Source organism: Nocardia sputi (assembly GCF_023501985.1).
The window spans coordinates 177,880-200,807 of record NZ_JAMFLC010000015.1 but is presented as its reverse complement, the minus strand read 5'-3'; the positions used below and the strand labels follow the sequence as shown (position 1 = coordinate 200,807).

Below are 22,928 nucleotides of genomic sequence, written 5' to 3'. Positions count from 1 at the left end.
CTGACCCCTCACGGCCTCGGGAAGAATTGGGCGCGAGCCGCGTCGATCCTGGCCTGGGCGGCCGCGGCGCTCCGGAAACTGAGCACGCCGGATCCCACGCCCGCGAGGCCGAGCGCGATCAGTCCGCCGATCACCGGCAACAGCTCCGGCGTGGGAAGGGTGTCGGCGGAGCCGGTCGAGCGGACCGAGGGTTCGGCAACGGGTCGCTGCGCCAAAGGCGGTGCGAGCGGCACGGATCGGGGTGCGGGGGCCGCTGGCGGTGAATTGCTCGGCGCCACTACGGGAATGGGCGGGGTCTGCGGCAACACGGGAACAGGTACCGGAGGAACCGTCACCGGTGGGAACGCGGGGGTGGGCGGAACGGTCGTTTGCGGGATCGGAATCAACAACAGCAGCAAGGGGCTCGCGGAGCCGGCAGCCGCCGAACCGACTGCGGCGGAACCCGTCCCAGCTGAACCCGTCGCGGCTGAACCCACAGTCGCAGAGCCGACCGCCGCGGAGCCGACAGCCGCGGAACCAGTGCCCAGCACGGCGGAGCCGGTGCCGGTCACGGCGGAGCCCGTCGCCAGTGCGGCCGAACCGGTGCCCAGGACGGCCGAACCGGTACCGAGCACTGCCGATCCGGTGCCCACGGCGGCCGAGCCGACAGCCGCTGAGCCGGTGCCCAACAGGACGCCGAGACCGGCTGAGCCGGAACCGAGGACGAGCGCGAGATCGGCGGCCTCGGAACCGAGCATCACACCGAGACCGCCCGAACCGGAGCCGAGCGCCACATCCGACCCAGGGGACCCTGCGGCCGCCGAACCCTCCCGGGCCGAACCGGTTCCGGCAGCAGGATGCGCCGGTACCACACCGACCTCCGACCGCTGCCCGGGCACGGCCAGCGGATACCAGGTATCGCCACTGTCGTAGGGCGGCGCAGCCGGGTCCGCGACGCACGATGGGCAGGAAGGTCGCGCGTCCGCGAAGGCGCCGCTGCCGAGCAGTGCGCAGCCCGCGACGGCGCCGGCTACCGCCAGCACACGGAATGCGCGACCTACCGCCATGCGCCGAGCCTTCCCCTCATCAGTCGAAGCGCAGTTCTGTGCCCGGTCGCCACTCTCACACGGGACTTTTCGAACGGATGGGTGCCCATAGTAAACCCCAGCTCGCGAACGCGCTCCCGGAAGGGGCGGGGCCGGTCAGGCCCCGTAGACCGGCTCCGGTGGAGTCGCTTTGGCGATCAGATCGGCTACGACGGCTCCGAGCTCGGCCGGATCCCAGCGGGCGCCGCGATCGACGGCGACGCCGTGCCGCCAGCCGTCGGCCAGCGCCACCTTGCCGCCTTCGACCTCGAACACCCGTCCCGTCACCGCCGCCGACTGCGCGCTGCCCAGCCACACGACCAGCGGAGACACGTTCTCCGGAGCCATGGCGTCGAAGCCGTTCTCGGGCTTGGCCATCATGTCCGCGAACACTGTCTCGGTCATCCTGGTGCGCGCGGAGGGGGCGATCGCGTTCACCGTCACGCCGTAGCGGGCGAACTCGGCGGCGGCGGTCAGCGTCAGGCTCGCGATGCCCGCCTTGGCCGCGCCGTAATTGCTCTGGCCGACGCTGCCCTGTAGACCCGCGCCGGAGCTGGTGTTGATGATCCGGCCGTCGACCGAACGGCCCGCCTTGGCCTCCGCGCGCCAGTATTCGATCGCGTGCCGCATCGTGGCGAAGTGGCCTTTCAAGTGGACGCGCACCACCGCGTCCCACTCGTCCTCGCTCAGGTTGACCAGCATCCGGTCGCGCACGAAACCGGCGTTGTTGACCAGCACATCGAGCTTGCCGAAGGCGTCGACGGCCTGGTGGATCAGCCTGCGCGCGCCCGCCCAGTCCGCGACGTCGTCGCCGTTGGCTACGGCTTCGCCGCCCAGCGCCTCGATCTCCGCGACCACCTGCTCGGCAGGTGTTTCCGCGGTGGCCGCGCCGTCCAGCGTCGAACCGATGTCGTTGACCACCACGCGCGCGCCGGCGGCGGCGAAGGCGAGGGCGTGCGCCCGGCCTATGCCACGGCCCGCGCCGGTGACGATGACGACGCGCCCGGCGCAGATCTGCTCGGTATCCATACTGTGTCCCTTTCCGATGTGAGCGGGCCCTCCATGGTCACGCTCCGCTGCCGCCTCCGGGCTTAATCGCTCATGCCCGGTGTCCCTTCCGATACGCGCGGGGCTCTGCGCACTACGCTCCGCCGCGCCCCACCGCTCATGCCCGTGTTCTTCTTCGTCTCCGGCGTGTTCAGGACTGCTGGTCGGCAGTGGAGGCGGCGAGGAAGGCGGGCAGCTCGCCGCCGCCGTGCACCAGCAGGGTCGCGCCGCTGACGTAGGCGGCCAGCGGCGAAGCCAGGAAGACGGCGCAGCGGCCGACGTCGTCGGGACGGGCCATGCGGCCCAGCGGGATGGTGCGGCCCACCGCGTCGACCCCGTCCTGATCGCCGTAGTGCAGCCGGCTCAGCTCGGTGTCGACCGGCCCGACCACCAGCGAGTTCACCCGCACTCGCGGCGCCCACTCGACGGCGAGCGAACCGGTGAGGCTGTCCATGCCCGCCTTGGCCGCGCCGTAAGCGGCGGTGCCCGGCGACGGGCGATGCCCGCTGACGCTGGAGACGTTCACGATCGAGCCGCCCTCGTCCTGCTTCTGCATCACCGCGTTGGCGGCTTGGGCCATCAGCAGCGGGGCGAGCAGGTTCAGCTCGACGATTTTGGTGTGGAAGTTCTTGCTCGCGTCGGCGGCGAGGGCGAAAGGAGCGCCCCCCGCGTTGTTGACCAGATGGTCCAAGTGGCCGTGGCGCTCGGTGATCGTCTCGACCAGCGCGCGCACCGCCTCCGGATCCCGCACATCGCAGGGCAGGTAGTCGATCGCGCGGCCGTCGACTTCGGCGGGCGCGTCGGCAGGCCGTCGCGCGCACGCGACGACGGTGGCGCCCGCGGCGAGAAACGCCTTGCTCACGCCCGCGCCGACACCGCGCACACCGCCGGTCACCAGAACGACGCGTCCGGCCAGATCGATTTCGAGTGCCACCGTGCTAACCTACCAAGCAACTGCTTGCTTTGCCAATGCGCTGGTACACATGATGGGACTTGCCATGGGGATCAACCGCCACTCCGAATCGACCGGCATCAGCGTGATCACGGTCGACTATCCGCCGGTCAACGCCATCCCTACCGACGGTTGGTTCGCCATCGCCGACGAAGTGCGCGCCGCGGGGCGTGATCCGGACACCAAAGTGGTGGTGCTGCGCGCGGAGAACCGCGGATTCAACGCGGGCGTCGACATCAAGGAGATCCAGAGCAAGCCCGGCCACCAAGCGCTGATCGACGCCAACCACGGCTGCTTCGAGGCCTTCTCGGCGGTCTACGAGTGCCAGGTGCCGGTGATCGCCGTGGTCCAGGGCTTCTGCCTGGGCGGCGGTATCGGGCTGGTGGGCAACGCGGATGTCGTCATCGCCTCCGACGACGCCACCTTCGGGCTGCCCGAGGTCGACCGCGGCGCGCTCGGCGCGGCGACCCACCTCGCCCGGCTGGTGCCCCAGCACCTGATGCGCGCGCTGTTCTACACCGCTAGCACCATCACCGCGCAGCAGTTGCACCATTACGGCTCGGTCTACCAGGTGGTGCCGCGCGCCGAACTCGACGCCGCGGCCCTGGAGCTGGCCAAGAACATCGCGGCCAAGGACGGCCGGGTCATCCGGGCGGCCAAACGGGCGCTGAACGGCATCGACCTCCAGGACGTGCACCGCAGCTACCGGTACGAGCAGGGATTCACCTTCGAACTCAACCTCGCCGGCGTCGCCGACGAGATCCGCGCCCGATTCGACGACGATCTCGCGGCGCGCAAAAGCGAGCAGTGAGACGCGGCGTGCACGACGGGCCCGGAGGCGGCAGCATGCGTGACCACGGAGAGCCCCGAGAGCGCCGCCAACAGGAGAGGAAATCACCCATGCGAGACAAGCGGATGTCGCTCGACGAGGTCGTCGGCGAGCTGCGCAGCGGGATGACCATCGGCATCGGCGGTTGGGGGTCGCGACGCAAGCCCATGGCCCTGGTGCGAGCCATCCTGCGTTCGGATATCACCGACCTCACCGTGGTCGGCTATGGCGGGCCGGACCTCGGGCTGCTGTGTTCCGCGGGCAAGGTACGCAAGGCCTACTACGGCTTCGTGTCGCTGGATTCGCCGCCGTTCTACGACCCGTGGTTCGCCGAAGCGCGTACTTCGGGCACACTGGTCGCCCGCGAGATGGACGAAGGCATGCTCAAATGCGGGCTGGAGGCGGCCGCTGCGCGCCTGCCGTTCCTGCCGATCCGCGCCGGGCTCGGCTCCGACGTGCCGAACTTCTGGGACGGCGAGCTGAAGACGGTCGAATCGCCCTACCCCGTCGACGGTACGCCGGAGACTTTGATCGCCATGCCGGCACTGGACCTCGATGTGGCGCTGGTGCACCTGAACCTCGGCGACGCACACGGCAATGCCGCCTACACCGGCGTCGATCCGTACTTCGATGACCTGTTCTGCCTGGCGGCCCGGCGGCGCTACGTTTCGGTCGAGCGCGTCGTGGAGACCGACGAGCTGGTGAAAACCGTTCCGCTGCAATCCTTGCTGCTCAACCGCATGATGGTCGACGGTGTGGTCGAGGCTCCCGGCGGCGCGCACTTCACCCTGGCCGGAGACGACTACGGCCGGGACGAGAAGTTCCAGAAGCACTACGTCGAATCCGCGAAGACGCCCGAGGCGTGGCAGCGGTTCGTCGATACCTACCTGACCGGCTCCGAGGAGCAGTACCAGGCCGCCGTTCGCCGATTCGCCGAGGAGGCGTCATGACCAGCACCGAGACCGTCACCCGCGCCGAGATCTGCGCGGTCGCGTGCGCGGAGATCTTCAGCGGCGCCGGGGAGATCATGGCCAGCCCCATGTCGCCGATGTCGATCATCGGCGCACGCCTGGCCAAGCTCACAACCGAACCGGACCTGCTGCTGTCCGACGGTGAGGCGCTGCTGCTCGCCGAGACTCCCCCGCTGGGCGGCAAAGCACCGATCGAAGGATGGATTCCGTTCCGGAAGGTTTTCGATGTGGTGGCGTCGGGCCGCAGGCACGTGGTGATGGGCGCCAACCAGATCGACCGCTTCGGCAACCAGAACCTCTCGGCGTTCGGCTCGCTGCGGCAGCCGACCCGTCAGATGTTCGGTTCGCGTGGCGCTCCGGGCAATACGATCAACCACGCCACCAGTTACTGGGTCGCGCGGCACACGAAGCGTGTGTTCACCGACAAGGTCGACATCGTCTGCGGTGTGGGATACGACAAGGTCGACCCGGCCGACCCGGCCTACCGCTTCCATCACCTGCACCGCGTGGTGACCAACCTGGGCGTCTTCGATTTCGAAGGTCCTGGGCACACCATGCGCGCCCGCAGTCTGCACCCCGGCGTCACCGCCGACGAGGTCGCGGAGAACACCTCGTTCGAGATCGCCGGTCTCGCCGAGGCGGGCGAGACACGTCAGCCGACCGCCGAGGAGCTGCGGCTGATCCGAGAGGTGCTCGATCCCAGGAAGGTTCGCGAAACCGAGGTGCCGTCATGAGCTCACGCCTGAGCACCGCGCTGACCGATCTGGTCGGCGTCGAGCACCCGATCGTGCAGACCGGCATGGGCTGGGTCGCGGGCCCGAGCCTGGTGTCGGCCACGGCCGAGGCGGGCGGCCTCGGCATTCTCGCTTCGGCGACCATGACTTTCGCGGAGCTGGAAGCGGCCATCGCGAAGACCAAAGCGCACACCGCGAAACCGTTCGGGGTGAACATCCGCGCCGACGCCGCGGACGCCCCTGAGCGCATCGACCTGCTGATCCGGGAGAAAGTGGCGGTCGCGTCGTTCGCGCTCGCCCCCAAGCAGGACCTGATCGCGAAGCTGAAAGACGCGGGCGTGGTGGTCATCCCGTCCATCGGCGCGGCCAAGCACGCGGTAAAAGTCGCGTCCTGGGGCGCGGACGCGGTGATCGTGCAGGGCGGCGAGGGCGGCGGGCACACCGGCCCGGTGGCCACCACCCTGCTGCTGCCCTCGGTGCTGGACGCGGTGGACATTCCGGTGGTCGCGGCGGGCGGATTCTTCGACGGACGCGGCCTTGCCGCCGCCCTCGCCTACGGCGCCTCCGGTGTCGCGATGGGGACACGGTTCCTGCTCACCCAGGAGAGCACCGTTCCCGACGCCGTCAAGCGGGAGTACCTGCAACGACAGCTCCAGGACACGGTGGTGTCGCTCAAGGTCGACGGCATGCCGCACCGCGTGCTGAACACCGAACTGGTGCAGCGGCTGGAACATTCGGGGCGCTGGCGCGGGCTCACCGCCGCCGTCGGGAACGCTGCCCGGTTCAAGAGTATGACCGGCATGAAGTGGTCCACCATGATCCGCGACGGCCTGGCCATGCGGAAGACCAAAGACCTCAGCTGGTCCCAGGTCGTGATGGCCGCGAACACGCCGATGCTGCTGCGCGCCGGATTGGTCGAGGGCAACACCGAGGCGGGTGTGCTCGCCGCGGGGCAGGTCACCGGCATCATCGATGACTTGCCCACGTGCAAGGAGCTGATCGAGCGGATCGTCACCGAGGCGGTGGCGCGGATCGAGACGATCTCGGCGCTCGCAGGCGACCCGCACCCGGCGGCGGCCGGGTCCGACTGAGGAGCGGCGGCCGGTCCAGACCGCGGCCGCCGTTATCGATATGGAACGGACCACTGCATCGGGACGACCGCGCCCAGGAGTCAGGGGCGCGCGACCGGAGCCTCGACTGGCGGGACCCAACTCAGTCGGTGGCGTCGGTTCGTCCGCGGCCGTCGATAACGGCATGTCGCCACCTGGCTTGGAGGTTCGCATGCAGCGGCCTACGCTGGACTGACAACGACATACCGGGTTCGCCTGGTATCCGTCGCCGTCGTGCGCCGGTTCGTCCCGCTCGGGTCGAGACAGGTGAATCACCGGACTCGATCACTGTCCCCTCCACTCGAGCGGAGGCCGCGATGCCCGCGACGAACGAAATCTCCGTGCGTAGTTCCGCTTTCGACAATGGCGACCCGATCCCGGTGGTCTACACCTGCAATGGCAGAAACGAGCCGCCGCCGCTGACCTGGACAGCTCCCCCACAAGCCGCCGACCTGGCGCTGATCGTGGACGACCCGGACGCCCCCAGCGGCCTGTTCACCCACTGGGTGGTCAGCAATATCCCGCCGACCACCACGTCTACCGACGAGGGGCAGACCCCGGCGGGCGGGCTGGTCAGCCTGAACAGCGCGAACCGTGCCGAATACTTCGGACCGTGCCCACCCGCCGGTACCGGCGTCCACCACTACCGATTCATCGTGTACGCACTCTCTCGCCCCGTACAGGTGGCCGCGGACACCCCACCGGACGAGGCGCGATCCGCGATAGTCGACGCGAGCCTCGGCGACGGACAGCTGATCGGCACCTATACGACCGACCAGTGAAGTCCTGAAGCGGTCGCCGCGCTGGACTACTGATCGGATTGTTCGACGCGGTAGGTCGTCCCGGTAACTGTGTCGCGGTGTCGTGGCTCGACAGCGGGAAGAGTCCGTGCGCCGATATCCTTGGGGCCGCCGACCGAACAGCCGCTGCAGACCATGGAGAGCCGCGATGACAGAGACGACCTCCAGCGCCGCGCAGGCGAGGATCTTCCAGGCGCAACGTCAGGACAAGCCGTGGGGCCACGAGTCGATATTCGCCGTCGTCGATGGCAAATACGTCGGGAAGGTCTTGCATGTGCGCAGCGGGCACGCGTTGAGCCTGCAGAAGCACCTGCGGAAAGAGGAGACGATCTTCGTGCTCTCCGGCAAGGCGCGGGTCGATTACGGCCGCACCGAGACCGAGCTCACCAGCGAGTAACTCGGCCCGGACGACGTCATCCACATCCCGGCCGGGGCAGTGCACCGGGTGACCGCGATAACCGACGTGGTCATGCTCGAAGCGTCTACAGCCGACCACGGCTGGCGCGAGGACATCGTCAGGTTCGACGACAGGTACGGCCGTCAGGGCCGAACGGAGCCCTGACGCGACCTCGAGCCCGCCGAACCCGGACCGGCAGTGCCGAGCAGTTACTCTTCGGTGCCCTTCGGGCGCTACCAGCCGGGGTTCGCGCGAAGTTCAATGCACGACTGATCGCCGGCGCCAACGCGCCGCCCAAACGGTTCGCCGGCGGCGGACATGGGCGATCGCGACTGACAGGTCGCATCCGATTACGCGAGACGGCCAGAATTCAGGTGGTTGCCTCGTCGGCCAGGCGTTGCAGGTAGGTGGCGAATTGACGGCGGTCGCGGGGGCTCCAAGTGGCGGTGAGTCGGTCGAAGCAGCGGCGTTGCCAGTCGTGGGAGGCGGTGAGGAGGTCGTTGCCGTCGTCGGTGAGGCTCAGGACTACGCGGCGGCGGTCGTGGGCGGAATCGGTGCGGGTCAGGTAGCCGGATGTGACGGCGTCGCGGACCATGCGGCTGGCTCCGGAATGGTCGAGGCCGAGTTGGGTGGCGACGGTGGTGACGGTGGCTTCCTCGGCGGTGCGCAGCGCGGCCGCCACGGCTTCGACGACTTGGACGTGTTGAGCCTGGCGCATGTCGTGGTCCGGTTCCGCCGGTACGCCGGTCAGCGCTTGATTGATCCAGCGGCGGGACCAGAAACGGACCAGTCGAAAGAGCGCGGGTCCGCCGTCGATCTCGGAAACGTCGGCGCTGGAGCGGTTCACGGCCGCCAACCTACCAGCACTCGGGTGCGGACATGGCTCGACATTACGTGCGATGCGCACATATATTTGTGTGCGTATCGCATGCAAATGAACGGAGGGCACCGTGTCCATCGTCCTGAATCACACGATCGTCCCCGCGGCCGACAAACAGGTGGCCGCGAGTTTCTTCGCCGAGTTACTGGGGCTGGAGGTGGCGGCTCCGGCGGGGCCGTTCGCGCCGGTGCGGGTCAACGAAGACCTGACCTTCGACTTCGATCAACGCGGGCAGGTCGAGCCCGGCCACTACGCGTTCCTGGTCGATGAGGAAACCTTCGACGCGGTGTTGGAACGCCTATCGGAATGGGCGGGCGTCGACTACGGGTCCGGCCCGGAGTACGGATGGGACCGGCAGATCAATCACCTCGGCGGAGGTCGAGGAGTCTATGTGCGCGATCCCAATGGGCACAGCTATGAACTGTTCACCGCGGTGCCGTGAGCTGAGCCCCGAGCCAACTCTCGACAGAAGCCGATCGCCCCGGAGCCGTATGGGTTCCGGGGGATCGTTGATCAACCACATTCACGCGTGGCACGCTCAGGCCTCTGTTCGCCTGAACTCCCCAGCGTGCAAGTCCACCGTGAACGCCTCCCACCCACCGGTGGTGAAGACGAGCGCGGAACCGGTCGGGTTCTTGGAGCCCCGCACGCCGACGTGGTCTCCGACCAGGAAAGCGACTTCGACGCAATCGGAATGGGTGCCGCTGTAGCTGCTTTTGAACCACTGAACCCCCCAACGAATCAGCACCGAACTGGTTGCAACCATGGGGACGGGGCCAGTAGCGTCGATCTCAGCTTGCAGGGGGCGGAGAAGCCGGTCCGGCCCTCGTCGATGCGGTACGGCACCGGCGGTGAGGAACCGATGACGAGCTGGGGGAAGGTTCTGCGCGGTGCCGCGCTCGCGGTCGGTGCAGTGGTCGTGCTGGCTGGGTGCGGGGACTCCACCGATGGTTCCACAACCACGACGTCAAACGAGGGGACGTCAGCACCCGTCGCTCCGAAGTCGACCGACGCGGACGCTGCGCTGTGGGACCCATGCGACCTTCCGGAATCCGCCGTCTCCGGGACCGGCCTCGACGCGGCCGCCAAGACGAAGGATGTCGCAGGCGTCGATTTCACCGGGTGGAAGGTGTGCAGCTGGCGAGCGACAGCGCGTTGGTACAGCCTTGGTGTCCTTTCCGGAACCCCAACAATGGACGACATCCGGAAACGCTCCGACTTCGAGGCCTTCTCGCCGCTGACGGTGGGCACGCTCCATGCCGTCCAGTTCTTGGATGTCGGCGATGCGCAACGTCTCAATTGCACGGTAGCAGTGGAGGTTCCGCGCGGGACGGTCATGTTCTACGTGACGACTCGCTATTCGGTGGGCAAGCAAGGAGATCCGTGCGTGCAGGCACGTGACCACGCACAAGATCTGGTCGAGTACCTGCCGGGAAGTTGAGGAGGAGCTGTGAACTTCGGCGTGAATCCAGCCGAGTGGCGGGGACTGCTCAACTCAGCCAACGCGGGTGAACTCACTTTGCACCCGGAGATCGGCAAGGGTCTGGACAAGGTCTGCGACGACTACCTCCACAAGCTCGACGGAATCTTGGAGTCGGCCGCATACGTGCGGCGCGTATCCGGATTCGGCACACTTCCGTCAGGTCAGGCACTCGAAGAAAAATTCAGCCTGAAGGCGACCGGAACAGCTCAATCCTTGGACGCCCTCCTCATGCAACACATCGACGCGGTGAAGATCGCGAAAGAAGTTGTCGCCAAAGCCATCGCGAACTTCGTGGAGCTGGACCAGTCCAGAGCTGACCAGTTCACCGGTTTGGACGCCACCCCATGACCTACGAGGAGTACCGCGATCGGATCATCGCCGCGCAGGAGCAGTGGAATCGGGAGCGCGACACGATCTACGACTTCACCAGCCGGTTGGGTTCGTCGTTTGAGGGGGAATACGAGCCGCCGCGGATTCCGGGGCCGGACAACTACGACAGTATGACGTTGGCGCAGATGGTCGATGCCGTGAACGCGATGCGGCCGGGGACGGTGCGGGAGGCGTCCGAGGCGTGGCTGAACATCGGGATGAATCTGACCGGTGCGATTCAGGCGTTCAACGAGCAGTTCGGCCGCACCGTGACCGGCGACGGCACCAATCCGGGGTGGACGGGGCAATCCGGCAAGGCAGCCGCTGACGCGGTCACGAACTACCGGAACCAGTCGGAGACTCTGGCCGATGCCGCTGCCCTGGTGAGTTTCAAGCTGTCCGAGATGCATACCGGTCTCGAGCAGACGCAGGCGTTGATGCCGCAGGCCACCGAACGCCCAGAACTGACGGGTAAGACATTGCCCCAGGACGGCGTCATGAAGGCGGGCGATTACACCGAGGAGGAAGCCACGCAGGAGGCGCGGCGGATCCTGCGCACGGTGTACGGGCAAGTGGCCACTCAGACCGACCATGGCGTGCCCGTCCTTCCGACAGCTCCGCAGATCGTGGCGGATCCCGAGCCGCAGCCGGGTACGTCATCATCAGCTACATCGAATTCCGCTGGAGTACAGGCAACCTCCGCTTCCGACAGTTCCGAAGGTGCGCAACCGGAGTCCACCGAACAGTCCGACGGCGACCAGCAGCAATCGGCCGAGACCGGCCCGGCCGCCACCACTCCGCACGCGGTCACCCCGGCGGGTGTGGACCAGCCGACGAGCGTGCAGCACACCACCTCGAACCCACCGTCGACCACATCGAACAACACCAATACACCGACTCCGGCCCTCAACACCGCGACCCCGACGGCCCCAGGCAGACCCGGCACGACTCGCCCGAACACTCCCCCGCGTCCCACCACCCCCAGCGCTCCCGGCACGCCGAATACCACCGGCACTCCTGCACCGGGCCGCAATGTCCCGGCCGGTCCGCAGCAGCCGAGTGTGGTTCCGGCCGCCACGGCAACGGGCCACCCGGCGGCTCGAGCCGGCGCGGCAGGCACGTCCGGCATCGCACCGGGTATGGCGGCTCGCGGCAAGGACGACGAGCGGGAGACCTCGGGAGTCAAGGACTACCTGATCAATCAGCACAACGGCGAGGAACTCACCGGTCTGGACTCCTTGCCGAAATCGGTTCCTCCGGTCATCGGTGGAGACAACCCGAATGGCTGACTGGCGATTCACCGGGCAGGAATTCGAGATCCTCTGGGCCGCCTACGGTCGAGACCGCCTGCCCTACCCGCTGCGATTCCGACCGGAAGAGATGGATTTCGCCGACCTGAAGCGTCAACGCGAGGCGGCGGTCGACGCGCTACTCGGCCGATACGCAGTCGACCTGGAACGGGCACTCGACGTATTACTGGAACCGGAGGTCCGCGTCGAGTCCAAAGGGATGGGTGGCCCCGACATGTCGATCGTCTTCCGTTTCCACGGGGCCGTGCGTGGGAGCATCGGCGCCACTCTGGTCCAGCTTCCCGGTACAGCGCCGGACACCGGCGGCGACGTGATCGTGAGTTATTGCGCCGCGCGACGAGTCGCCGCCAAAGCGGTTGCCGCGCTGCCCAAGATGCCGGCGGGCACGCACCCACCGATCGAGGTGCGCCGGGAAGAAGTGAGCGCCGACCGGGAGCGGCCGGTCCGCAAGCCGTATGAGATCGGCATCGTCGCGCAGTTGGACCGGATCTTCAAACGCGAACGCCTCGGCCTCGGTGAGGTCACCGTAGTCGCGGGCTCCGCCGTCGATGCCCGCCCGGGTTTCGGACGCGGGTTCTGGTGGATGGACTACGCCGACGGCCGCTACTACGTCAAGACCGGCGATCCCATCATCGCCAAGCCCCTCGAACCCGCCGCCATGGCAGCCGAGATCAACCGTCTCGCCGTGCTGACCCAGCGCTACTACCGAGAAGACCGCGAACACGACGAATATCTCCGGTCGCAGCAATAAGAACTTTCCGAACAAATCGGGTGTGCGTCACGGCGGAATGTCGACCTTGTCACGACGGCGATCAGGGCGCGGCGAGCCCGAGAAACCCCGCTCGCGCCGGTGCTAACTTCGCGCTGCTCCACCAACGAAACCGATCACCAGGGAGGTTTGGTAGTGGGAAAGTCATCCGTTCGAATCGCCGTGACGGTAGCGGCGGTCGCCACGGGCGCGTTGACCGTGGGACTCGTCGCGCAACCCGCCGCGAGCGAGACGAGTGGCGGCGGGCCGGTCGCGTATCTGGCACAGGATGAAACGCAGGGACCGCCCTCCGACGCGAGTAACGCCGACGAAGGCGAAGGCAAGGGAAAAGGAAAGGGGAAGGGGAAGGGAAAAGGTAAAGGCAAGGGAAAAGGTAAAGGCGAAGGCGGCGAGAGTAAGCCCGCCGCCCGCAGCGACGAAGAACCCGACTCCTCCGGGAACTCCGCGAGCCGCAACCCCATCAACGACGGTTCGTCATAGAGACAGTCGGACCACGAGGTGCAGTCCGACTGGACCCCGGCCCCGGCTGCGGCGTTGTAGAGACGATGCGTGCCGAGCGGCACGTTCGGCGACTAGATCTCGCCGAACGTGCCGCTCGTCGCAGATCAGCGGGGCAGGCGCTCGATGATGGTCGCGTTGGCCGTGCCGCCGCCCTCGCAGATGGTGAGCAGGCCGTAGCGGCCCTCGATCCGCTCGAGCTCGTTGAGCAGCGTCGCGAAAAGCTTTGCGCCGGTGGCTCCCAGGGGGTGCCCGAGGGCGATCGCGCCGCCGTTGACATTGACCTTCTCCGGGTCGGCGCCGGTCTCCTTCAACCAGGCCAGCACCACCGGCGCGAACGCCTCGTTGATCTCGATCACGTCGATGTCGTCGATGGTCAGACCGGTCTTCTCCAGCGCCCACTTGGTCGCCGGAATGGGTGCGGTGAGCATGAAGATCGGGTCAGCTCCGCGCGCGCTCACATGATGGATGCGCGCTCGCGGCGTCAGGCCGTACTCCTCGACCGCCCACTCCGAAGCGAGCAGGGTGGCGCTGGCGCCGTCGGAGATCTGGCTGGCCACGGCGGCGGTCAGCGGGCTGCCCTCGGCCAGCGGCGGCAGCGAAGCCATCTTCTCCAGGCTGGTCTCGCGCGGCCCCTGGTCGATCCAGAAGTCGCCGACCGGCACGATCTCGTTGTCGAAGCGGCCGTTCTTGATCGCGTCGCGGGCCCGGTCGTGGCTGCGCAGCGCCCAGCGCTCCATTTCTTCCCGGCTGATGCCCCACTTCTCGGCGATCAGCTGTGCCGCGCGGAACTGCGTCACCTCGCCGGTGCCGTAGCGGTGGTCCCAGCCTTGGGCTCCGACGAAGGGCGAGTCGAAGCCGTACTCCTTGCCCGCGAGCATGGCGGCGGAGATGGGGATAGCGCTCATGTTCTGCACGCCGCCCGCGACGATCACCTCGGCGGTGCCGCTCATGATGGCCTGCGCGCCGAAATTGATGGCCTGCTGGCTGGATCCACATTGCCGGTCCACCGTGACGCCGGGAACCTCTTCGGGATACCCGGCGGTCAGCCACATGGTGCGACCGATGTTGCCCGCCTGCGGACCGACGTTGTCGACGCAACCGACGATGACATCGTCCACGGCGCCCGGATCGATCGGACTGCGGTCCAAGAGACCGCGCAAGGCGGCCGCGCCCAGATCGGCCGGATGCACGCCCGCCAGCGCGCCGCCGCGCTTGCCGACCGGGGTGCGTACCGCATCGACCACGTAGGCGTCCCGCAGCGGGGCATACGGACGGCGAGGCGCGGAAGGTGCTGACATGTAAGGACTCCTACGTGATGCGCCCGGGGACGGTGAGCCCGTCGAGCACGATGGTCAGGTACTGCTTTGCGAGGTTCTCGACGGTGATGGGCCCACCCGGCCGGTACCACCGCACCGCGACCCAGACCGTGTCACGCAGGAACCGGTAGGCCAGTTCGACGTCGAGCTCCGGCCGGAAGCTGCCGTCCTGGACGCCGTTGGTCAGCACCCGGTGCCACAGCTCGCGGAATTCGCGGTTGTAGTCGGCGATGTAGGTGAACCGTTCCGAGGCGCGCAGCCGCTTCGCCTCGGCTTGGTAGATCGCCACCGCCGCGTGCGACCGGTCGAACGACTCGTAGGACGCGAGCACCAGAGCTTCCAAGGTGTCTCGCGAACTCAGGCCGGAGGCGACGATCTCGCGGTAGCGGCCGAACAGGTCGTCCAAGAAGCCGCGCAGGATCTCGTCCACCATCGACTCTTTGGAATCGAAATGGTGATAGAGGCTCCCCGATAGGATTCCGGCCGCGTCGGCGATGTCACGCACTGTGGTGGCGCGTAATCCCCGCTCGGCGAACAGTTCGGCCGCCATGGCGAGCAACTCGCTGCGCCGTGCTGATTTCGAGGCGTCTGGTGCGGTCACACGGCCCATGATACAACCAAGCATTTGCTTGGGTCGAGTCCTCCTGCTCAACGCTCCGAATAGCGCAGCGGCGAGGAAACCGAGAGGTCGGCGAGCAGGCGATCGCAGATGACCACGGGCGAGACGCCAGCCCGCGCCATCCGCGCGACGAGCGCGAGACGACGTTCGCAGCTATCCCACTCCACGGTGAGCTGACCGCGGTCCGGACCGGCGTCCACCGTGGCCATCACCCGCGGCGGGCCGCCCCGCACCGGTTCCTCGCTCAGCTTGAGCACCATGCCGCGCTGCCAGGCGTGGTAGGTGTCCATGTCGGCGCCGATCACCAGCTTGTCGGTGGCGGCACACAGGCCCTGTGCGATCTCGTCGGCGAACGTCACCCGGTCGAAGCGGAATTCCCGGCATTTGGCGATCACCGCGAGCAGGTCGGCGCGCACCTCGCACAGCAGAGCCATCTGACGCTGCCTGCGCCGCTGCTGTTCGGTCTCGGCGCCCTCGGAGCTGAGGCCGATGCGCCGGGCACGCTCGTGGTCACGCGCCAGATCGGCGCGCAGCGCGCCGCGCGGGTCGCGGGCGACCTCCCCCTCATCGACGGCGTGCTGCTCGAGAATGCGCGCGGCGGCCGTCGCGACCGCACGTTCGGAGGTGTGCTCGATGAGCTCGGCACCCAGGGTGAGCGCAGATAGCACGAGGCTGTCCAATCGTCGCCTCGCCAGCACGACGTCGCGCACCAAGTCGAGTTCCAGTTGTTCGCGGGCAGGTGGGCGATCCAGGCCCATAGCCATCGCCCCCTTGGAGAGCGCGGATCCGATCGCATCCAGCATGGCACATCTGCGCGCCCTCCTGCTCGCCCTTTTCCAGCTGATCAGCCGCCCATTTTGTGCGGGACGACCAATGCGAGAAGGCGATCGCAATACGGCGCGCGAGGTCTCCCCCGACGTGCCGGACAAGCGGGTGCTCGACGGTCGCCGGGTGTGCTCGTCCGCCCGCGACGGAGCGGACGAGCTCGGGAGGGGCCTGGCTCAGGCGCGTTGACTACTGATCGAGACCACCTCGCCGGTCAGGTAGGTGGTGTAGTCACTGGCCAGCATGGCGATCGTCGCGGCGACCTCCCACGGCTCGGCCGCGCGGCCGAACGCTTCCCGCTCCGACAGCCGGTCCAGCAGCTCGGTCGAGCTGACCTTGTCCAGGAAAGCGTGCCTGGCGATGCTCGGGGCCACCGCGTTGATCCGGACGCCGAGATCGGCGGCCTCGATCGCACTACACCTGGTCAACGCCATCACGCCCGCCTTGGCCGCGGCGTAGTGCGCCTGGCCGTGCTGCGCGCGCCAGCCCAGCACGCTGGCGTTGTTCACGATCACGCCGCCGTGGCCCGCGTCGCGGAAGTAGCCGAGCGCGGCGCGGGTGCAGCGGAAGGTGCCGTTGAGGGTGATGTCGAGAACTCGCTCCCACTGCTCGTCGGTCATGTCGACCACCGGCGTCTCGCCACCGAGCCCCGCGTTGTTGACCATGATGTCGATCCGGCCGATGGCCTCGACGGCGCCGCGCACCAGCGCGTTCACCTGTTCGGTGCTCTGTACGTCGCAGGCGATCGAGGCGACCCTGCGGTCCGGGAACTCGGCGGCCAGCTCGGTGGTGGTCTCCGCCAGACGCCGCTCGTGCCAGTCGGAGACCACCACGTCCGCACCCTCGGCCAGCAGTCTGCGCGCGGTGGCCGAGCCGATGCCGGTGCCCGCGGCCGCGGTGATCACCGCGGTGCGGCCGGTCAGCAGACCGTGCCCGGGAGCGGGCGTGGGGGCGACCGACAGCGGGCCCGTCACGGACGGGCCTCGCGCGGCAGGCCGAGCACCCGCTCGGCGATGATGTTGCGCTGCACTTCGTTCGAACCTCCGTAGATGGTGTCGGCGCGGGTGAACAGATACAGCCGCTGCCATTCGTCGAGATCGTCCTCGCCCGCCACCAGGCCGCGCGCACCGAGCACGGCCATGGCCAACTCACCCAGGCCGCGATGCCAATTGGCCCAGAGCAGTTTCGCGACCGAGGCCTGGCCCGCGCCGTCGTCGACGCCCGCGCCCTCCATGGTGCGCATGGCGTGTGCGCGCAGCACCCGCAACCCGACCCAGGCCCGGTCGATGCGGTCGGCGATCAGCGGGTCGTCGGCCGCGCCGGTGCGGCGGGCCAAGGCCTCGATGTCGGCCAGCTCCCGGGCGAACCGGATCTGCTGACCCAAGGTGGAGATGCCGCGCTCGAAGGTGAGCGTGCCCATGGCGATGCGCCACCCGTCGCCCGGCTCGCCGACCACCAGGTCGGCGGCGGTGCGGGCGTTGTCGAAGAAGACTTCGTTGAACTCCGAGGTACCGGTCAACTGGATGATCGGGCGTACGTCGACGCCGGACTGCTTCATCGGAACCAGCAGGTAGGACAGGCCCTTGTGCCTGGTGGAACCGCGTTCGGTGCGGGCAACGACGAAGCACCAGTCCGCGACGTGGGCCAGCGAGGTCCAGATCTTCTGCCCGTTGATAGACCACTCGTCGCCGTCCAGGTGCGCGGCGGTGCTGATCGCGGCCAGGTCCGAGCCCGCGCCAGGTTCGGAATAGCCCTGGCACCACAGTTCACCGACCGTGCGGATGCCGGGCAGGAACCGGTCCTTCTGCGCCTCGGTGCCGAAGGCGAGCAGCGTCGGGCCGAGCAGTTCCTCGCCGACGTGCGAAACCCGCGCGGGCGCGTTCGCCTTGGCGTATTCCTCGTGGAAGATCACCTGCTGGCGCACCGTGGCCGCGCGGCCGCCGTACTCCTTCGGCCAGCCCAGGCAGGTCCATCCGGCCGCGGCCAAGTGCCGATCCCAGGCCAGGCGTTCGTCGAACGCCTCGTGTTCACGGCCGGGACCGCCGAGGCCGCGCAGTTCGCGGAATTCGCCGCCGAGGTTCTCCTCCAGCCAATCGCGCACTTCGGCGGCGAATCGCTCGTCCTGCGCAGCGGAAAGCCGCCCGTCCGGCGCGGCGGTGTCGGATTCTGAGGTCTGGATCGCACCCACGCCGGTAGGATAACCTACCAAGCACTTGCTTTGTAGAGTCCACGCATAAGTGACTCGCGGACGGTGAGGACAACCGTGACAACCCCTGCACAGACGACACCGATGGCACTGCACAACGCCGCCCGGACCTTCGGCGACGCTCCCGCGATCGCCGACGGCACGGTCCGGCTGGACTGGACGCAGTTGCTCACGGCGGTCCAGGAAGTGGCGCGGGCGCTCATCGCGCGCGGCGTGCGGGCGGGCGACCGCGTGGCCATGTGGGCGCCCAACACCCACCACTGGGTGGTCGCCGCGTTGGCCGCGCACTACGCCGGTGCGGCACTGGTGCCGCTGAACACCCGCTACGTGGCCGAGGAGGCCGCCGACGTGCTCGGGCGCGTGCACGCGAAGGCGCTGTTCATCGCGGGGCCTTTCCTGGGTCGCGAGCGGCTCGCCGAGTTGCGGACCGCGGCCCCCGATCTGGCAATCGACACGGTGGTGGTGATCCCGGTCGAGCCGGGCACGGAGAACACCGATATCGCCGCGCTCGACTGGTCGGAACTCGCGACGGTGGCCGCCCAGGTCACGGTGGCGGAAGCAGAGGAACGCGCCGAGTCGGTCCGCCCGGAGGACCTTTCCGACATCCTGTTCACCTCCGGTACCACCGGCCGCAGCAAGGGCACCCTGGTCGCTCACCGGCAGGCGCTGTCGGTGGTGCGCGCCTGGGCCGAGTGCGCCACCTTGCGCGGGGACGACCGGTACCTGGTGGTGAACCCGTTCTTCCACAACTTCGGTTATAAAGCCGGCATCCTCGCCTGCCTGGTCACCGGCGCCACGATCATCCCGCAGGCCACTTTCGACGTGCCGGAGACGATGCGGCTGATCGGCGCCGAGCAGGTCACCGTGCTGCCCGGTCCGCCGACCATCTACCAGACGATCCTGGATTTCCCGCGGCGCGCCGAATTCGATCTGAGCTCGCTGCGGGTGGCCGTCACCGGCGCGGCGACGGTACCGGTGGTGCTGATCGAGCGGATGCGCTCGGTGTTGGCGTTCGACGTCGTCATCACCGCCTACGGCCTGTCCGAGAGCGCGGGATTCGGCACCATGTGCCGCGTCGACGACGACGCCGCGACCATCGCCAACACCTGCGGCAGGCCGATCGCGGATTTCGAACTGCGCATCGGCGCGGCGGGTGAGGTGCTGCTGCGCGGACCGAACGTGATGCTCGGTTACCTGGACGACCCGGACAGCACCGCGGAGACGATCGACGCCGACGGCTGGCTGCACACCGGCGACATCGGCACGGTCGACGACCGCGGGTACCTGAAGATCACCGACCGGCTCAAGGACATGTACATCTGCGGCGGCTTCAACGTCTACCCCGCCGAGGTCGAACAGGCGCTGGCCCGGCTGGACGGCGTGGCCGAGTCCGCGGTGATCGGCGTGCCCGATACCAGGATGGGTGAGGTGGGCAAGGCATACGTGGTGCGCAAACCCGGCTCGGCACTCACCGAAGAACAGGTGCTCGCCCACGCCGGCACCGTGCTGGCCAATTTCAAGGTGCCGCGGTTCATCGAATTCCGCGACCAGCTGCCCTACAGCGCCGCCGGGAAAGTGCTCAAGCGCCAACTACGTGAGGAGAAGTCGTAATGTCGGAACCGGCAACCCCGGACCAGGGTCCGGCGATCCCGGACGAAGGTTCGGTCGTCACCTACGAGCGGCGCGGTCGCGTCGCGATCGTCACGCTGAACCGGCCGGACTACCGCAACGCGCAGAACTCCGTGATGACCTACGCGCTCGACGCCGCCTTCGAGCGCGCCGTGGAGGATGCCGAGGTCGGCGTGATCGTGCTGGCGGGCAACGGAAAGCACTTCAGCGCCGGGCACGATATCGGCACGCCCGGCCGCGACCACCACGTGCGATACCAGAACAAGGCGGCGCTGTGGTGGGACCACGTGGACCGGGCCGGAGGCGATCAGCGCTTCGCCCGCGAGCTCGAGGTCTACCTCGGTATGTGCAGGCGCTGGCGGGAGATCCCCAAACCGACCATCGCCATGGTGCAGGGCGCGTGCATCGCGGGCGGGCTCATGCTGGCCTGGGTGTGCGATCTGATCATCGCCTCCGATGACGCGTTCTTCTCCGATCCCGTGGTCCGGATGGGCATTCCGGGCGTGGAGTACTTCGCGCACCCGTGGGTGATGGGGCCGCGCGCGGCCAAGGAGTTCCTGTTCACCGGCGACCGGTTCGGCGCGGCGCAGGCCAAGGAATGGGGCATGGTCAACCGGGTCGTTCCGCGCGCCGAACTGGAGACCGAGACCTTGGCGCTGGCCGAGAAGATAGCCGCGATGCCGCAATTCGGTCTCGCGCTGACGAAGAAGGCGGTCAACCAGGCCGAGGACCTGATGGGCATGCGGTCGGGCATGGACTCGGTCTTCGGCCTGCACCACTTCGCGCACGCGCACAACGCCGAAGTCGGCGCCGACTCACTCGGCGGCATGAACGCCAAGTCGATGAAGGCTTCCGCGAGCACCGCAGAACAGAACGGAACGGCGTAGTGGATCTGGATCTCGACCAGGCGAGTCAGGAATTCCAGCGGGAGGTCCGCGATTTCCTGGCCGCCGGCAAACCCTCGAAACCACTGCCTTCCATGGACACGAAGGCGGGCTTCGAGGCGCACCGCTCCTGGGAGCGAACCCTCGCCGACGCGCGGCTCTCTGTGGTCGCCTGGCCGGAGGAGTTCGGCGGGCGCGACGCCACACTGCTGGACTGGGTGCTGTTCGAGCAGGAGTACTACGCGGCGGGCGCGCCGGGGCGGGTCAGCCAGAACGGCATATTCCTGCTGGCGCCGACGCTCTTCGAACACGGCACGCCGGAACAGTTGGAGCGGATCATGCCGCGGATGGCGCGCGGCGACGACATCTGGGCACAGGCGTGGTCGGAGCCGGAAGCGGGCAGCGACCTCGCCGGTATCCGCTCGACGGCGCGGCGCACGCCCGGCGGCTGGTTGCTGAACGGCCAGAAGACGTGGAGTTCGCGCGCCGCCTTCGCGGACTGGGCGTTCGGACTGTTTCGCAGCGACCCCGAGGCCGAGCGGCACAAGGGCCTCACCTACGTCATGTTCCCGCTGACCGCCGATGGCGTGTCGGTGCGCCCGATCCCGCAACTGGACGGCGAACCCGGCTTCGCGGAGATCTTCCTCGACGACGTGTTCGTGCCCGACCGTGACGTGATCGGCGCACCCGGTGAGGGCTGGCGGGTGGCGATGAGCACCTCCAGCAACGAACGCGGCCTCTCGCTGCGCAGTCCCGGCCGGTTCAGCGCCACCGCGCAGCGGCTGATCGATCTGTGGCGCGAGGCCGGCGCGCAGGACAACACCGCGCAGCGCGACGCGGTGGTGGACGCCTGGATCGGCAGCGAGGCCTACCGGCTGCACACGTTCGGCACGGTCACCCGGCTGAACGAGGGCGGCAAGCTGGGCGCGGAATCCTCGATCACCAAGGTGTTCTGGTCCGAGCTGGACATCGCCATGCACGAGACCGCGCTCGAGGTGCTCGGCGCGGCGGCGGAGCGTTCCGGGCCGTGGACCGACGGTTACCTCTTCGCGCTGTCCGGCCCGATCTACGCGGGCACCAACGAGATTCAGCGCAACATCATCGCCGAGCGGCTGCTCGGATTACCGAGAGGAAACAGCCGATGAGATTCGCGCTCAGCCCCGAACAACTCGATTTCGGCGTCAGCCTGCGCAAACTGCTGGAAGCGGGCCGCGCGCCCGCCGCGGTGCGCGCGTGGGCCTCGGGGGACAACGGACCCGGTCGTGCGCTGATCCGGCAGCTGGCCGAGGCCGGGGTGCTCGGCTTGGCCGTCGCCGAGCGGCACGGCGGCATCGGCGCCGAACCGATCGATCTGGTCGTGGCGTTCCAGGAGATCGGCCGGGCGGCCGTGCCGGGACCCCTCGTGGAGACGGCCGCCGCGATCCCGGCCCTGCTGCAAGCGCTTCCGGACCAGAGCCTGGCCGCGCGATGGCTGCCCGGCTTCGCGGAAGGGGCGTCGCTGGGCACCGTCGCCTTCACCTCATCCGGTCACAGCAACGTCGCGCTGGACGCCGACACCGCCGGAGTGGTCCTGCTGGCCGCGGACGACCAGCTCGCCACCGGACATCGCGCGGGATCGGTGCGCTCGGTCGATCCCGCGCGCCGACTGTTCACCGTCGCCGCGGACGAGACCGTCGCCGAGGGCGAGCAGGTCCGCGCGGCCGTGGCCGCGGGCTTCGACGCCGGCGCGCTGGCCTGTGCGGCGCAGTTGCTCGGCGCCGGAAAGGCCCTGCTGCACGCGTCGACCGAATACGCCAAGCAGCGCAGGCAGTTCGGCAAGCCGATCGGGGAGTTCCAGGCCGTGAAGCAGAAACTCGCCGACGTGCTGATCGCGTTGGACCTGGCCGAACCGCTGCTCTACCGAGCAGCGCTGACCACGACCGAACCCACTCGCGGGCGGGATGTCTCGGCCGCGGTGATCGCCTGCGGTGAGGCGGCCTATCGCGCCGCCCGCGCCGCCCTCCAGGTGCACGGCGCGATCGGCTACACCGCCGAGTACGACCTCTCGCTGTGGTTGACCAAGGTGACCGCCCTGCGTTCGGCTTGGGGCACGGCCGATCTGCACCGTGCCCGGATCGCCCAAGCGTTGCGCGAGGAGACCGACCGGGATCGCGCCGCGCGAGGCATCGCATGAGCGGCGGATCCCGCGGCCCGCGTACCGGCGCGAGACCGGTGAACCCGAAGGAGGGCGCGGC

At 68.4% G+C, this 22,928-nt stretch carries 27 protein-coding genes; 17 read left to right on the top strand and 10 right to left on the bottom strand.

What is annotated here, in order from left to right; all coding sequences use genetic code 11:
- Positions 1-8: 8 nt before the first annotated feature.
- From M8859_RS20585 to M8859_RS20575, 3 genes are all read right to left on the bottom strand, one after another.
- Positions 9-1,046 (bottom strand): TrbL/VirB6 family protein, encoded by a 1,038-nt coding sequence (locus tag M8859_RS20585; protein ID WP_249644710.1) that lies wholly within the window; start codon positions 1,044-1,046, stop codon positions 9-11.
- 135 nt (positions 1,047-1,181) lie between these two features.
- Positions 1,182-2,093 carry an SDR family oxidoreductase gene (locus M8859_RS20580; protein ID WP_159924741.1) on the bottom strand — a complete coding sequence of 304 codons (912 nt, stop codon included), beginning with the start codon at positions 2,091-2,093 and terminating at the stop codon, positions 1,182-1,184.
- A 169-nt stretch (positions 2,094-2,262) separates the two neighbouring features.
- On the bottom strand, positions 2,263-3,045 hold the full coding sequence (locus tag M8859_RS20575) for an SDR family oxidoreductase (protein WP_249644709.1): 783 nt from the start codon (positions 3,043-3,045) through the stop codon (positions 2,263-2,265).
- A 64-nt stretch (positions 3,046-3,109) separates the two neighbouring features.
- Here M8859_RS20575 and M8859_RS20570 point away from each other — a divergent pair, with 64 nt between their 5' ends.
- The 6 genes from M8859_RS20570 to M8859_RS20545 all read left to right on the top strand — a co-directional run bounded on the left by M8859_RS20570 (position 3,110) and on the right by M8859_RS20545 (position 7,903).
- A complete protein-coding gene (locus M8859_RS20570) occupies positions 3,110-3,874 on the top strand; it encodes an enoyl-CoA hydratase family protein (protein WP_159924845.1) in 765 nt (254 codons plus the stop codon).
- Between the two features lie 89 nt (positions 3,875-3,963).
- Complete coding sequence (locus tag M8859_RS20565) at positions 3,964-4,842, top strand: CoA transferase subunit A (RefSeq protein ID WP_195070272.1); 879 nt, start codon at positions 3,964-3,966, stop codon at positions 4,840-4,842.
- Positions 4,839-5,597: a CoA-transferase subunit beta gene (locus tag M8859_RS20560; RefSeq protein ID WP_159924735.1), complete on the top strand. Its 759-nt coding sequence runs from the start codon at positions 4,839-4,841 to the stop codon at positions 5,595-5,597. Before M8859_RS20565 ends, M8859_RS20560 begins: the two co-directional genes overlap by 4 nt.
- Positions 5,594-6,688, top strand: a complete 1,095-nt coding sequence (locus tag M8859_RS20555; RefSeq protein WP_195070271.1) for an NAD(P)H-dependent flavin oxidoreductase — start codon at positions 5,594-5,596, stop codon at positions 6,686-6,688. Before M8859_RS20560 ends, M8859_RS20555 begins: the two co-directional genes overlap by 4 nt.
- Before the next feature lie 335 nt (positions 6,689-7,023).
- A complete protein-coding gene (locus M8859_RS20550; RefSeq protein WP_159924731.1) occupies positions 7,024-7,488 on the top strand; it encodes a YbhB/YbcL family Raf kinase inhibitor-like protein in 465 nt (154 codons plus the stop codon).
- A 166-nt stretch (positions 7,489-7,654) separates the two neighbouring features.
- Positions 7,655-7,903: a cupin domain-containing protein gene (locus M8859_RS20545; protein ID WP_195140298.1), complete on the top strand. Its 249-nt coding sequence runs from the start codon at positions 7,655-7,657 to the stop codon at positions 7,901-7,903.
- 370 nt (positions 7,904-8,273) lie between these two features.
- Here the strand turns inward: M8859_RS20545 and M8859_RS20540 are convergent, their stop codons facing one another.
- Positions 8,274-8,750 carry a MarR family winged helix-turn-helix transcriptional regulator gene (locus M8859_RS20540; RefSeq protein WP_249644708.1) on the bottom strand — a complete coding sequence of 159 codons (477 nt, stop codon included), beginning with the start codon at positions 8,748-8,750 and terminating at the stop codon, positions 8,274-8,276.
- Positions 8,751-8,853: 103 nt separating this feature from the next.
- Here M8859_RS20540 and M8859_RS20535 point away from each other — a divergent pair, with 103 nt between their 5' ends.
- Positions 8,854-9,225: a VOC family protein gene (locus M8859_RS20535; protein WP_159924727.1), complete on the top strand. Its 372-nt coding sequence runs from the start codon at positions 8,854-8,856 to the stop codon at positions 9,223-9,225.
- A gap of 96 nt (positions 9,226-9,321) precedes the next feature.
- Here M8859_RS20535 and M8859_RS20530 read toward each other — a convergent pair whose 3' ends face one another.
- On the bottom strand, positions 9,322-9,549 hold the full coding sequence (locus M8859_RS20530; protein ID WP_195070268.1) for a DUF397 domain-containing protein: 228 nt from the start codon (positions 9,547-9,549) through the stop codon (positions 9,322-9,324).
- Between the two features lie 30 nt (positions 9,550-9,579).
- Between M8859_RS20530 and M8859_RS20525 the strand changes: the two genes are divergently transcribed.
- The 5 genes from M8859_RS20525 (at position 9,580) to M8859_RS20505 (ending at position 13,194) form a co-directional block, all read left to right on the top strand.
- Positions 9,580-10,224 carry a DUF3558 domain-containing protein gene (locus M8859_RS20525; RefSeq protein ID WP_249644707.1) on the top strand — a complete coding sequence of 215 codons (645 nt, stop codon included), beginning with the start codon at positions 9,580-9,582 and terminating at the stop codon, positions 10,222-10,224.
- A 9-nt stretch (positions 10,225-10,233) separates the two neighbouring features.
- Positions 10,234-10,614: a hypothetical protein gene (locus tag M8859_RS20520; protein ID WP_195140302.1), complete on the top strand. Its 381-nt coding sequence runs from the start codon at positions 10,234-10,236 to the stop codon at positions 10,612-10,614.
- Complete coding sequence (locus M8859_RS20515; RefSeq protein WP_249644706.1) at positions 10,611-11,924, top strand: hypothetical protein; 1,314 nt, start codon at positions 10,611-10,613, stop codon at positions 11,922-11,924. The genes M8859_RS20520 and M8859_RS20515 overlap by 4 nt, the downstream gene beginning before the upstream one ends.
- Positions 11,917-12,696 carry an ESX secretion-associated protein EspG gene (locus tag M8859_RS20510; protein WP_159924717.1) on the top strand — a complete coding sequence of 260 codons (780 nt, stop codon included), beginning with the start codon at positions 11,917-11,919 and terminating at the stop codon, positions 12,694-12,696. Before M8859_RS20515 ends, M8859_RS20510 begins: the two co-directional genes overlap by 8 nt.
- Positions 12,697-12,849: 153 nt before the next feature.
- Positions 12,850-13,194, top strand: a complete 345-nt coding sequence (locus M8859_RS20505; RefSeq protein ID WP_195070263.1) for a hypothetical protein — start codon at positions 12,850-12,852, stop codon at positions 13,192-13,194.
- Positions 13,195-13,319: 125 nt separating this feature from the next.
- On the opposite strand, the gene M8859_RS20500 is transcribed toward M8859_RS20505, so the two are convergent.
- Genes M8859_RS20500 through M8859_RS20490 form a run of 3 tightly spaced genes read right to left on the bottom strand, consistent with a single transcriptional unit; the run spans position 13,320 to position 15,953 of the window.
- Positions 13,320-14,474 (bottom strand): acetyl-CoA C-acetyltransferase, encoded by a 1,155-nt coding sequence (locus M8859_RS20500; RefSeq protein ID WP_159924841.1) that lies wholly within the window; start codon positions 14,472-14,474, stop codon positions 13,320-13,322.
- A gap of 49 nt (positions 14,475-14,523) precedes the next feature.
- Positions 14,524-15,141 carry a TetR/AcrR family transcriptional regulator gene (locus M8859_RS20495; RefSeq protein WP_159924713.1) on the bottom strand — a complete coding sequence of 206 codons (618 nt, stop codon included), beginning with the start codon at positions 15,139-15,141 and terminating at the stop codon, positions 14,524-14,526.
- A gap of 38 nt (positions 15,142-15,179) precedes the next feature.
- Positions 15,180-15,953, bottom strand: a complete 774-nt coding sequence (locus tag M8859_RS20490; protein WP_249644705.1) for a hypothetical protein — start codon at positions 15,951-15,953, stop codon at positions 15,180-15,182.
- A 70-nt stretch (positions 15,954-16,023) separates the two neighbouring features.
- On the opposite strand from M8859_RS20490, the gene M8859_RS20485 reads away from it, so the two are divergent.
- A complete protein-coding gene (locus tag M8859_RS20485; RefSeq protein WP_195140305.1) occupies positions 16,024-16,164 on the top strand; it encodes a hypothetical protein in 141 nt (46 codons plus the stop codon).
- On the opposite strand, the gene M8859_RS20480 is transcribed toward M8859_RS20485, so the two are convergent.
- Positions 16,152-16,949 carry an SDR family oxidoreductase gene (locus M8859_RS20480; protein ID WP_195070262.1) on the bottom strand — a complete coding sequence of 266 codons (798 nt, stop codon included), beginning with the start codon at positions 16,947-16,949 and terminating at the stop codon, positions 16,152-16,154. The two genes, M8859_RS20485 and M8859_RS20480, sit on opposite strands and share 13 nt — an antisense overlap.
- A complete protein-coding gene (locus M8859_RS20475) occupies positions 16,946-18,163 on the bottom strand; it encodes an acyl-CoA dehydrogenase family protein (protein ID WP_249644704.1) in 1,218 nt (405 codons plus the stop codon). The genes M8859_RS20480 and M8859_RS20475 overlap by 4 nt, the downstream gene beginning before the upstream one ends.
- Before the next feature lie 75 nt (positions 18,164-18,238).
- On the opposite strand from M8859_RS20475, the gene M8859_RS20470 reads away from it, so the two are divergent.
- From M8859_RS20470 to M8859_RS20455, 4 genes are read left to right on the top strand one after another with little or no spacing between them, the layout of a single operon-like run.
- Positions 18,239-19,792, top strand: a complete 1,554-nt coding sequence (locus M8859_RS20470; protein WP_308221213.1) for a FadD3 family acyl-CoA ligase — start codon at positions 18,239-18,241, stop codon at positions 19,790-19,792.
- Positions 19,792-20,697, top strand: a complete 906-nt coding sequence (locus tag M8859_RS20465) for an enoyl-CoA hydratase (protein WP_159924705.1) — start codon at positions 19,792-19,794, stop codon at positions 20,695-20,697. The genes M8859_RS20470 and M8859_RS20465 overlap by 1 nt, the downstream gene beginning before the upstream one ends.
- The gene (locus M8859_RS20460) at positions 20,697-21,839 is read left to right on the top strand and encodes an acyl-CoA dehydrogenase family protein (RefSeq protein WP_159924703.1); all 1,143 of its coding nucleotides are present in this window, start codon (positions 20,697-20,699) and stop codon (positions 21,837-21,839) included. The genes M8859_RS20465 and M8859_RS20460 overlap by 1 nt, the downstream gene beginning before the upstream one ends.
- A complete protein-coding gene (locus M8859_RS20455) occupies positions 21,836-22,867 on the top strand; it encodes an acyl-CoA dehydrogenase family protein (protein WP_249644703.1) in 1,032 nt (343 codons plus the stop codon). Before M8859_RS20460 ends, M8859_RS20455 begins: the two co-directional genes overlap by 4 nt.
- Positions 22,868-22,928: the final 61 nt, after the last annotated feature.

Excerpts from the sequence above, each read along its gene's own strand:
- M8859_RS20565 (WP_195070272.1), top strand. The coding sequence starts at position 3,964 with ATGCGAGACAAGCGGATGTCGCTCGACGAGGTCGTCGGCGAGCTGCGC.
- M8859_RS20580 (WP_159924741.1), bottom strand. The coding sequence starts at position 2,093 with ATGGATACCGAGCAGATCTGCGCCGGGCGCGTCGTCATCGTCACCGGC.
- M8859_RS20545 (WP_195140298.1), top strand. The coding sequence starts at position 7,655 with ATGACAGAGACGACCTCCAGCGCCGCGCAGGCGAGGATCTTCCAGGCG.
- M8859_RS20530 (WP_195070268.1), bottom strand. The coding sequence starts at position 9,549 with ATGGTTGCAACCAGTTCGGTGCTGATTCGTTGGGGGGTTCAGTGGTTC.
- M8859_RS20485 (WP_195140305.1), top strand. The coding sequence starts at position 16,024 with ATGCGAGAAGGCGATCGCAATACGGCGCGCGAGGTCTCCCCCGACGTG.
- M8859_RS20515 (WP_249644706.1), top strand. The coding sequence starts at position 10,611 with ATGACCTACGAGGAGTACCGCGATCGGATCATCGCCGCGCAGGAGCAG.
- M8859_RS20585 (WP_249644710.1), bottom strand. The coding sequence starts at position 1,046 with ATGGCGGTAGGTCGCGCATTCCGTGTGCTGGCGGTAGCCGGCGCCGTC.
- M8859_RS20490 (WP_249644705.1), bottom strand. The coding sequence starts at position 15,953 with ATGCTGGATGCGATCGGATCCGCGCTCTCCAAGGGGGCGATGGCTATG.
- M8859_RS20570 (WP_159924845.1), top strand. The coding sequence starts at position 3,110 with ATGGGGATCAACCGCCACTCCGAATCGACCGGCATCAGCGTGATCACG.
- M8859_RS20555 (WP_195070271.1), top strand. The coding sequence starts at position 5,594 with ATGAGCTCACGCCTGAGCACCGCGCTGACCGATCTGGTCGGCGTCGAG.
- M8859_RS20465 (WP_159924705.1), top strand. The coding sequence starts at position 19,792 with ATGTCGGAACCGGCAACCCCGGACCAGGGTCCGGCGATCCCGGACGAA.
- M8859_RS20560 (WP_159924735.1), top strand. The coding sequence starts at position 4,839 with ATGACCAGCACCGAGACCGTCACCCGCGCCGAGATCTGCGCGGTCGCG.
- M8859_RS20510 (WP_159924717.1), top strand. The coding sequence starts at position 11,917 with ATGGCTGACTGGCGATTCACCGGGCAGGAATTCGAGATCCTCTGGGCC.
- M8859_RS20495 (WP_159924713.1), bottom strand. The coding sequence starts at position 15,141 with ATGGGCCGTGTGACCGCACCAGACGCCTCGAAATCAGCACGGCGCAGC.
- M8859_RS20455 (WP_249644703.1), top strand. The coding sequence starts at position 21,836 with ATGAGATTCGCGCTCAGCCCCGAACAACTCGATTTCGGCGTCAGCCTG.
- M8859_RS20550 (WP_159924731.1), top strand. The coding sequence starts at position 7,024 with ATGCCCGCGACGAACGAAATCTCCGTGCGTAGTTCCGCTTTCGACAAT.